A 10,066-nucleotide genomic window follows, 5' to 3' on the forward strand; every position below is an offset into this window, starting at 1 on the left:
CGTTCCCCACCGCGTCCACGCCGCAACCCACCGCGTACAGGTCGAACCCCGTCTCGTCCGTCGTCCCCTCGATCTCACCCTCGTAGTGGGGCGTCAACGAGCCCACAAGCCCGATCAGCGGCACACCGGCCGCAATGTCCGCCGTCCCGAACGGAAGGCCGCCCGTCACCGGAAGCACGTCGTTCAGGCAGTTGTAGCTCTGACCCGGCTCGCGGCCCACCACCGTCAGGTTCTCGCCGTACGGCGCAAGCACCACCAGCGACGCCTCGCCCGACGCGTCCGTCGTGTCCACCACCGCACCGATCCCCCACCCGTCGATCGTCACCACCACCCCAGGCAGCAGCTGAGACTCGCTGTCCCACACCGTCACCACCACCTCCGTCGCCTCGTTGATCGGAACCGACGACGGTACGATCGTGTAGGTCACGGGAACCAGCACGTCCACCGACCCCGAGTGCGGGATGAAGTCGTGCTTGCTGACCCACACATCCATCGTCCCTACGGTGGCCGGCGGCGTGGACAGCACGATGTCCGCGTGCCCGTTCGCGTCCGTGTAGGCGGTCTCGTACACCTCGCCGTCCATGTACAGGCACACGAGCGCGTTCCCGACCGGCGCCCTGCCCGAGGTCGTCACGTCGATCGAGAAGGTCTCGCCGCCCACCGGGAACACCGAGTTGTAGGTCGCGACCATCTCGGCCGGCGGGTTCGTCCACGTGTCGAACGCGGGGTCGCCGAACAGGGTGTACTGCTCGTAGTACGCCTTGGTGCGGCCGCCGCCCGAGTAGTACTGGTACACGGCCCAGAGGCCCTCGTTGAACATCCCGCGGGCCCAGTTGTAGGCGTTGCCGAACCACGCGTTGTAGACGCCCTTCTCGAGCACGTCGTCCTCGGTCCAGTACGAGTAGGTGGACGATCCCCAGAAGAGCGCCGTGCCGTGCGGCGCGAGCGTCCAGGTCTCGCCGAAGCAGGCCTGCTCGAGCTTCCCGGTGAGACACGAATAGGACTGCACGATCGGCAGCTTGTCCACGTTCGTGAGCGCGTTGACCTGGCTCGGGCTCATCGCCGGGCCGTCGGACCAGGCGTTCACGTCGCCGTGGCCCGAGAACGTCAGCTGCGAGATGCCGCCGTTGATGTCGCCGATGACCTGAGAGATATTCGCGCTGTACGTTTGGCAGTAGCGCTTGTAAGAGGTGTACCCCGCGGGGTTGAGCCACGTGTTGATGACGTGGTTGTGCGTGCCCTCCGAGATCGTGTAGTTGTCGATCGAGGCCATGAAGGTGGCCTTCTTGATCCAGTCGGTCCCGCTCGAGAGGGCAAAGCGGAGGTACTTCGCGGTCTTGTCGGCCAGGAGCGTCACCTGCGCCTCGGTCTGGCAGGAGAAGCGGCCGATGGAGATGTCGGGAAGCCAGTCCGACGTCCCGCCCATCGTCGTGTAGTAGAGGTCCGACCCGGACGACGAGGAGCTTCCGGTGAAGCACGGGACCTGTGGCGTGTCGCCGACGAGCAGGATGAAGGTCGGTGCGACATCCCACGTATCGTACGCGTTCTGGATGTACGCCTTGATCGCCGTCGTCGTGACGCCGCCGGGGATCTGCGAGGTCTTCGTCACCGTCGTCCGGTAGCCCAGGCGGTGCCTGAGCCCGGCCAGCATCTCGATCTCCTCGGCGAACGCATCGTGCACGATGATCAGGTAGCCGATCGGAAGCGTGAGAAGCGCCCTGCTCTGGAAGGCGTCGGCGTTGACGAACTGGCGCCGCGCGAACTCGTCGAAGTCTGGCGAGGCGTAGCGCGCGAGCGCGCTCTCCGTCGCCGCCCAGTCGGCGCCGTCGAACTCCACGGCGACCTCGATGCTGCGAAGGTACCGCACGGTCCCGGCCGCCGGGTCGTACTGCACAGGATGCACGTTCAGCTCGACGAACCGATGCGCTCGGACGTCGCCGATCTCACCGAGCACGGCGGCTGCGTCCGGCCGGAACCCCCTCGCCGCATACGCCGCCTCGTCGATCACGAACTCGGCCGACTCGATCGCGCCCGGCACCTTCGGGATCGAGGGCTGCGCGGGGTAGAGCCGCGCGGTGACTCCGAGATCACTGAGGCTCGACTCCGCATAGTCGGCGCGGATGATCCGGAGGCGCGGCACCGCGCCCTGCGGGATCTCGATGTGCCGGCGGATCACCGGGAGCAGCGGAGCACCGATGTCCGTCGTGACGCCGGCGCCGGGGATGGAAACCAGCGTGAAGGCGCCCGCCTCCGTGGAGATGTCCTCCGCCGTGAGGCCGGGGATCTCGATGGCGAGCGTCGCCCCGTCCGGACCGGACCGCAGAAGGGTCACGTCCGGCGAGGCGTAGGGGGCCACGGAACCGAAGTCGATCCACCTCGCGGACGCCGCAGACGGCGTCACCGCAAGCACGGCCAGGATGGCCACGATCAGGGTTCGCGGAAACCGCATTGTCCCCTCCTCTGCAGGGGTCCTGGCGGACCCATGCAAGACGGAATGGCGATCGGAGCGACCGCCGCCGATACTCAAGACGGGGCTTCGGCTCCCGAAGCCCACACACAGATTGTACCATAGTGGCAGAGCTCGGACAACCGAAACCCCCTCCCGGCCGTGCCGGAAGGGGGTTTCACCATGGTCGCCTGTCGCGATCCCGAGCCTACTTCGCCATGAGGCGCTCGAAGTTCTTCTTCGACGCGGTCTCGATGTCGTCGTGAATGGACTTCATGTGCGAGTCCATCGTCACGACCGCGGGGAACCCCTTGACCTTGATCACCCACAGGGCCTCGGGGACGCCGAACTCCTCGAGCTTGTACACCGCCGGCACCTCCACGACCGACCGCGCGAGCGTCGTCGCGAGGCCGCCCAGCGCCGACAGGTACACGCACCCGAACTTGTTGCACGCCGCGAGCGTGCCGGCTCCCATCCCGCCCTTCCCGATGACGCCTCGCAGGTGGTACTTCTCGATGACCGGCGGCTCGAACGGCTCGGTCCGGATGCTCGTCGTCGGGCCGGCCGCCACGAACGAGTACTTCCCGCTCGCGTCCTTCTTCACGACGGGACCGCAGTGGTAGACCATGCCGCCGTTCAGGATGTCGCGCACCTCCGCGCCATCGGTGTCGATGAGGTACTTGTGCGCGGCGTCGCGGGCGGTGATGAGCGTTCCCGTGATGGCGACCTCGTCCCCCGCCTTGAGCTTCCTGATGTCGGCATCGGAAGCGGGGAGCTTAAGCTCGATCATGGTGGGTCACCTCCCCTTCCGCGCTCACGGTCATGAAGGCCTTACGGTACGCCCAGCAGCAGTACGCCACGGACACGAAGTAGCACGCCGGCATCCTGTGCAGCGCACCGATCTTCACTCCGAGCACCGTCGTCTTGCCGCCCAGCCCCGCCGGCCCGACGCCGAGCTCGTTCAGCTCGCCTGTCAGCCTGGTCTCGAACTCCGCGAGCTTCGGGTCGGGGTTCCTGTCGTCCAGCGCGCGGAGGAACTGCTCCTTTGCGCAGGCGTACCCCGTGTCCCTGGCGCCGCCGACGCACACGCCGACGATGCCCGGCGGGCAGCCCTTGCCCTGCGCCGCGTACACGGCATCGATGACGCACTTGCGCGCGCCCTCGAGGTCGCGTCCGGCCTTGAGCTTCCCGTCCGGCAGCTTGTACTGCGCGCCGCAGTTCTCGGATCCCCCGCCCTTGAGGAGAAGGCGAACCCGCAGCCCCTTCTCGTCGCGCTGGTTGAACGAGAAGTGGGGGGCGTCGAGACCGACGTTGTTCCTGGTGTTCTTGCCCGTGATGGAGTCGACCGCGTTGGGCCTCAGGTAGTACTTCTCCGTCGCGCCGATGGTCGCGGCCTTCGCGGCCTCCTCGATGTCCTTCTGCCGGTGGTCGGGACCGTAGTCGATGTAGAACACGAGCGCGCCGGTGTCCTGGCACACCGGCGTCGAACCCTCGGCAGCCTGCCGCACGTTCTCGATCTTCTGTTCGAGAACGGACGCGGCGGGCGTCCCCTTGCCCTCCGCGGCCGCGGCCTTCCTCATGGCGTCCATCACGTCGGGCCTCAGATCGGTCGCCGCCCGACGGATGAGCTCGAGGAAGGCGTCCTTCAGCGTCTCATTGCCCATGAGCTCCTCCGGGTCCCTGCTGGTGGTCCCGCGGCCTCCGCGGAACCTCGACAACGCCGGCCGATTCTACCGCTCTCGCGACCGGGCGTCAAAGAGAACCGAGCCGGCACTCAGTATCCGTGACCGGCGTTCAGTCGCGCCTCGGCCGCCACCGACTCCGGCCGCGCGGGCGTCGAGGTTGACAGGGGCCTCCCGACATGTACAATCCGCCCCGGTGTCTTGAGGGTGGACGCGCGCTTTCCGGAACGGTGGTTCCCATCATCACACAGACCCGAGATCCTGGGCCGGCGTGCCCGGCCCCCGAAGGCGCGCGCGGCGAGACGCTCCGGACCGTCGCGCGCCTCGCCGCCGTCGTGGCGGCCCTCTATGTCTTCCTCGCCAGCATGCGCCTGCTCGGGTTCGGGTTCGAGCGGCTGGGAGGCAGCTTCTCGCAGAACCTGATCGCCACGACCTCCCACCCGTTCGTGGCGCTCTTCGTCGGGCTCCTCGCCACGAGCATCGTCCAGAGCTCGTCCATCACCACCTCGACCGTGGTCGGTCTCGTGTCCGCGGGGCTCCTCAGCATCCGCAACGCCGTGCCCATTATCATGGGCGCGAACATCGGAACCACCGTGACGTGCACCATCGTCTCCCTCGGCCACATCGGTCGTCCGGCGGAGTTTCGGAGGGCCTACGCGGCCGCCACGGTCCACGACTTCTTCAACATCCTGACGGTGCTCTGCATCTTCCCTCTCGAGCTTGCGACGGGATGGGTGTCGCGCGCCGCGACCACCCTCGCGAACGCTCTCGCTGGGGGACGGTCCCTGGAGTTCGGCGGCCCGATCAAGCTCCTCATCGACCCCGCCGCAAAGCGGGTCTTCGCGCTTCTGGAGCAGGCCTTCAGCGGCCACGCGCCGGCCGCGGCCGTGGTGCTCGGGTTCGCTCTGCTCTTCGGGTCGCTCACGCTCCTCGTGTCGCACACGCGCGCGCTCGCCACGGGGCGGGCCGAGGCCGCGCTCGACCGTATCCTGGGACGCGGCGGGCCGCTCGGCATCCTGGTCGGACTCGCCGTGACGGGGACGATCCAGAGCAGCTCGGTTACGACGTCGCTCCTTGTTCCTCTCGCCGGCGCCGGGATCGTGTCGCTCGAACAGGTCTACCCCGTCGCGCTCGGGGCCAACATCGGGACCACTGTCACAGCGCTCCTCGCGTCGCTCGCTGGCGATGTCCGCGGACTCGCGGTCGCGCTCACGCACACGATCTTCAACGTCGTGGGGGTCCTCATCTTCTATCCCGCGCGCCCGCTCCGCCGGATCCCCATGTTCCTCGCGCGGCAACTCGCCGACGCCGCGGTTCGCTCGAGACGCAACGTGGTGTTCTTCGTCGTGGGGGTCTTCTACGCCGTCCCCCTCGCGCTCATTCTGATCGACAGGCTGCGTTAGCAAGGAGAACGGCCGTGTTCAGGGATCTGATCGAGGCATTCAGGCGTCGCCCGCTTCTGGACCAGATGTACACGGAGATGGAGCAGATGCTGGCGGAAGGCGTCAACATGTTCCGCCCGATCGCGGCCCTTCTCACGGGCGAGGCGAAACTCTCGCGCGAGACCCACGAGATGATCTACGCGACCGACAGGCGGATCAACCACATCCAGCGGAACATCCGCAAGCAGCTCGTCGAGCACCTCACGATCTCGACGGGAGCCGATGTCTCCATCTCGCTCGTCCTCATGAGCATCTCGAAGGACGCCGAGCGCATCGGCGACATGTGCAAGAACGTCCTCGAGGTGGCGGAGGCGCTCGGCGGGCCGCTCGAGAACGGGCGGTACGGGCAGCGGTTCCGCACGCTTCTCGCGGAGACGGAGGCGCTCTTCGGCCCGACGGTACGGGCCTTCTGCGAGTCCGATGCCGAGATCGGTCGCGACGCCGTGGAGCGCGGGCGGAAGCTCGCGAAGGACTGCGAGGCCATCATCGAGGATCTTCTGGAGGACGATCTGCCCTGCCGCCTCGCGGTGCTCTACACCCTGCTCGCGAGGCACCTGAAGCGCATCTGCTCGCACCTCTCGAACGTGGCGACGAGCGTCGTGATGCCGATGCACCGGCTGGATTACTTCGACGAGAAGTGGGACCGGCCGAGGAACCCGTGACCCGGGGCGCGCGCTCCGGCTCGCGCCGGGCTCACTCGCCGCCCTCCGACCGCCGCAGCCTCCGGAGCACGCCGCCGAGGACCGCCCGGTCCTCGGCGCCCACGCCCAGCGCGAGCGTCAGACCCGCCGTGACGGCGTAGCCGGCGACGAGGACGGCCACCGACCAGGGCCAGCCCTCAGGAGCGGCCAGCGCGCGGCGCGCCGCGACCGCAAGTCCCATCAGCACCGCACCCGTGACGGCGACCTTGAGCGTCGAGCGGTCGTACGGGACAACGCCGAGAAGCACCCTCCCCTCGACGAGCCGAGCGACGTTGACGAGCACGATCGCGATGCCCGTCGCCACGGCCGCTCCGGCGATGCCCATTCTGGGGATCAGCGTCGCGTTGAGCGCGACGCTCACGACGGCCATCGCCACGATGTTGACCACGTTGAAGCGCTGGAACCTCGTCATCGCGAGACAGCTCGAAACCGACGCGCACATCGAGTCGACGACCTGCGCCGCCGTGAGGACCACGAGCGCCGCATAGCCCGCGACGAACTCCGTCCCGAACAGGCCGAGCACGCTTCTGCCGGCGACGATGAGCCAGGCGAGAACGGGCAACGTGAGGAGGACGATCCATCGCGTGATCGCCCTCAGGAGCGAGGCCATGAGCTTCTCGTTCCCGCGGTGGTACACGTCGGCGATGATGGGCGAGAAGATCGCGTTGAACGACATCGTGAACAGCATCGCGAGGCTCGCGAGCAGCGCGACCACGTTGTAGATGCCGACGTCGGCCGCGCTCATGTAGAAGCCGAGGAAGAGCCTCCCGCTCTGCGTGAGCGCGAACGCGGTGGTCGTCTCGGCGAGCATGGACGCCGAGTACCCTGTGAACTCGCGCCTCGGGATGTCCCCCGCCGGGCCGGCGACGAGGTACGGCGCTCGCCTGCGGACGAAGACGATCCCGATCGCCATCGAGACCGCGTACGCGAGGACCGTCGCCGTGACGATGCCTTGAAGCCGCATCCCCAGAAAGAAGAGCGCGAGAAAGACGACCAGACGGGAGACGCGGAACGAGATCTCCGAGGCGATCACGCTGCGCTTCATGTCCTTGACGGCCCTGAGTGCAGCGGCGTAGAGCAGGCTCAGCGTGTACGGGACCATCGCGAGCGAGATGACGAGGAGCGCCTGCTCGAGCCGCGGCTCCTTGAAGACCGAGAGGGCGAGCGGGCGGCGGAGCAGCGCGAGCGCCACGGCCGCGACGACGCTCGCGAGCAGGCCGAAGCGCACGCCGTGCGCGAGGACAGCGCGCGCACGGTCCTCGCGCCCCTGGCCGACGTACATCGCGATGTAGCGACAGAAGCTCCCCTCGAACCCGAAGGTCGTGAGAACCCCGAGTCCCATCACGATCGTCCACGCGAGCACGAACACGCCGAGCGCCTCGGCGCCGAGAAGCCGCGCCACGACCGCCTGCACAACGAACCCGAGCGCGAGCCCGAAGACGCGGCCCGCGAACGTAAAGCCGGCCTGCCTCGTGGCCGTGGAGAGATAGCCCTGATACTCCCGCTCGTCGATGTCGCCTTGTCCGTTCACGATCTCCGCCCCGCTTCGCCCGCGCAGCTCCGACGGGCGCTGTTCGATGCCCAGGCAGCGGCCCGGGGTCCTCGGCCGCGCGGGCGCCTCACGGCCGGCCCCCGCGCAGACGCCTCACGGCCGGCTTGAGCCACGCATCCCGCGCGTAGCCCGCGAGCCCGCCCGGCCCGGCAGGATACAGCACGACCGACGCGTGCTCGCGCCGCCCGGTCGCCCACTCCTCCTTCCAGCGCGCCGTCTCGCCCACGAAGTCGAAGCGCGAAAGCCCCGCCTCGAATGCGCGGCGGATCGCCCCGTGGAAGAGCACGACGCCGGGCGACAGCTTCGAGAACGCCTCGTCGAACGAGGTCTTGAGCGCGTAGTAGACGCCGCCGAAGACCGCGCCGTACACGAAGGCGACGGCCCGCCCGTCCACCTCGAGCCAGAAGCAGCTCAGGCGGCCGGCGCCCGCGAGGACGCGCGTGACGTCCCCGTAGAACCCCTCCGCCCCACGCCCTCCGATGGACGTCCCCTCGCCCTCTCTCCAGCTGCGCGCGTCCACCGCCACGAAGCCGGCCACAAGGGCGTCGAGGTCGGTGTCGGGGGCGAGCTCGCGGAAGACGAACCCGGCCTCCCGCTCGGCCTTCCGGAGCTTGCGCTCCCACTCGTGCGTGACCTTCCGGGGACGCGACGCGAGGTACTCGTCCCACGACCCGGCGATGTCCACGTGCGGGGACACGCGCCCGGGCGTCTCGAGCGGCAGGTAGCCCGCGTCGCGGCACGCGCTGAGCGCCCCGTAGGTCGGCGAGTCGCGGGGGACGCTGCGAAGCGCTGCCGCGACGCCGCGCCGCCTCAGGTGGCCGAGCGCCGCACCGAGGAACGCGGGCGCGTCGCACTCCGAGACGAGCGCCTCGCCGCGGAGGGAGAGGAAGTTCACGGGGAACTCGACGACGCGCCCGCGCGCGAAGAGCGGCGCGAGGCCGACGGGCACGCCCGCGTCCACGCCCACGAGCGCGAGCGGCTCAAGCCCGCCGCCGAACGCCGCGGCCCACGCCGCCACCCACGGCCGGCTCACGAAGATGCTCGGACACGAGCCCGCGTCGGTCAGATCGTCCCACGCCCGCGTCAGGTCCGCCGCGTCGAGAGACCGGTGTTCGACGATCTCGATCACGTCGCCTCCGCCCCGTCGGGCCTCAGGCCGCATCCCAACCGAACATCACACCGCGATTGAGCACGCCGCCCGGGTCGAGCGCCCTCTTGACCTCGACCATCTGCCGCACACCGTCCTCACCGCACTGCACGCGCAGGAACTCGTGCTTGAGCCTGCCGATGCCGTGCTCGCCCGACACGCTCCCGCCGAGGGCGACCGCCCGCTCGGCGAACGACAGCGCGAGCGCCTTCGCGCGGCGAAGCTCCTCAGGCGTGCCCGGGATGATGTTCAGGTGAAGGTGGCTGTCGCCGATGTGCCCGAACATCACGTACCGGAGCCCCGTGCCGGCGAGGCCCTCGCGGTAGACCGTCAGCATGGCCTCGAGAGCGTCCGCGGGCACGGCGAGGTCGGTGCCGACCTTGTGGATCTCCGCGTACACGGCCTTCGCGCGGGCCACGGCCCCGTTGACCTCCTCGGGGAGGCTGTGCCTGAGCGCCTTGAGCCTCGCGAGGTCGGCCTCGTTCATGCCGCCCCACGTGCGCTCCATGGACGACCCGCACGCGGTGAGCGCTGTCTCCCACGCTTCGTAGACCTCCGGAAGTTCCTCCTCGCCGTCGAGGCCCTGCTCGAACTGCACCGCGGCAGCCGCGTCGGCCGGGAGCTCCGGGATCGAGGAGGACGCACCCTGCTCCCTCTTCCGCTCGCGCAGGAACTCGAGGCTGCGCGGATCGTAGTACTCCAGCGCCATCGGGGCCACGCCGACGGGCGGCGGACCGCCAGGCCCATCGCCGCGCGCCCGCCGCACGAACGCGACCGCGTCGTCGTCCGACCCGAAGAACGCCAGCGCGCTCAGGACGACCGCGGGCCGCGGCGACAGCAGCGCCTCGACCTCCGTGACGACGCCGAGCGTGCCCTCGCTTCCGATGAAGAGGTCCAGGAGGTCCATGCCGGGCGCCGAGTGGTAACCGGCCGCATTCTTGGTCGCCGGCACACGGTACCGCGGCGCGGGAACCTCGACGACGGTCCCGTCCAGCCGCTCGATCTCGAAGAGCCCGCCCTCCTCGCAGCAGGCCCCGCGCTCGACGTCGAGCGCCTCGCCGCACGCGAGCACGACCCTCGCCCGCAGCACGTGCGC

At 69.2% G+C, this 10,066-nt stretch carries 8 protein-coding genes; 2 read left to right on the forward strand and 6 right to left on the reverse strand.

The annotated features are described in order from the left end of the window. The 3 genes from FJY74_08515 to FJY74_08525 all read right to left on the reverse strand — a co-directional run. Positions 1-2,449: hypothetical protein (locus FJY74_08515; protein MBM3308355.1), on the reverse strand; the 2,449-nt coding region annotated here is incomplete at its 3' end. A 205-nt stretch (positions 2,450-2,654) separates the two neighbouring features. Then, positions 2,655-3,236: a fumarate hydratase C-terminal domain-containing protein gene (locus FJY74_08520; protein MBM3308356.1), complete on the reverse strand. Its 582-nt coding sequence runs from the start codon at positions 3,234-3,236 to the stop codon at positions 2,655-2,657. Then, on the reverse strand, positions 3,223-4,110 hold the full coding sequence (locus FJY74_08525; GenBank protein MBM3308357.1) for a fumarate hydratase: 888 nt from the start codon (positions 4,108-4,110) through the stop codon (positions 3,223-3,225). The genes FJY74_08520 and FJY74_08525 overlap by 14 nt, the downstream gene beginning before the upstream one ends. 197 nt (positions 4,111-4,307) lie before the next feature. On the opposite strand from FJY74_08525, the gene FJY74_08530 reads away from it, so the two are divergent. Then, positions 4,308-5,531 (forward strand): Na/Pi symporter, encoded by a 1,224-nt coding sequence (locus FJY74_08530; protein ID MBM3308358.1) that lies wholly within the window; start codon positions 4,308-4,310, stop codon positions 5,529-5,531. Between the two features lie 14 nt (positions 5,532-5,545). Continuing rightward, complete coding sequence (locus tag FJY74_08535) at positions 5,546-6,232, forward strand: phosphate uptake regulator PhoU (protein ID MBM3308359.1); 687 nt, start codon at positions 5,546-5,548, stop codon at positions 6,230-6,232. A 31-nt stretch (positions 6,233-6,263) separates the two neighbouring features. Here FJY74_08535 and FJY74_08540 read toward each other — a convergent pair whose 3' ends face one another. From FJY74_08540 to FJY74_08550, 3 genes are all read right to left on the reverse strand, one after another. Then, the gene (locus tag FJY74_08540) at positions 6,264-7,802 is read right to left on the reverse strand and encodes a flippase (protein MBM3308360.1); all 1,539 of its coding nucleotides are present in this window, start codon (positions 7,800-7,802) and stop codon (positions 6,264-6,266) included. A gap of 88 nt (positions 7,803-7,890) precedes the next feature. Next, complete coding sequence (locus FJY74_08545; GenBank protein MBM3308361.1) at positions 7,891-8,952, reverse strand: GNAT family N-acetyltransferase; 1,062 nt, start codon at positions 8,950-8,952, stop codon at positions 7,891-7,893. A 22-nt stretch (positions 8,953-8,974) separates the two neighbouring features. Further along, a partial coding sequence (locus tag FJY74_08550) for an FAD-binding oxidoreductase (GenBank protein MBM3308362.1) occupies positions 8,975-10,066 on the reverse strand: 1,092 nt, incomplete at its 5' end.

The sequence above is a fragment of the Candidatus Effluviviaceae Genus I sp. genome, assembly GCA_016867725.1.
Classification (GTDB): domain Bacteria; phylum Joyebacterota; class Joyebacteria; order Joyebacterales; family Joyebacteraceae; genus VGIX01.

Bases quoted from the DNA above. Each gene is read 5' to 3' on its own strand.
- FJY74_08520 (MBM3308356.1), bottom strand. From the start codon at position 3,236: ATGATCGAGCTTAAGCTCCCCGCTTCCGATGCCGACATCAGGAAGCTC.
- FJY74_08530 (MBM3308358.1), top strand. From the start codon at position 4,308: ATGTACAATCCGCCCCGGTGTCTTGAGGGTGGACGCGCGCTTTCCGGA.
- FJY74_08525 (MBM3308357.1), bottom strand. From the start codon at position 4,110: ATGGGCAATGAGACGCTGAAGGACGCCTTCCTCGAGCTCATCCGTCGG.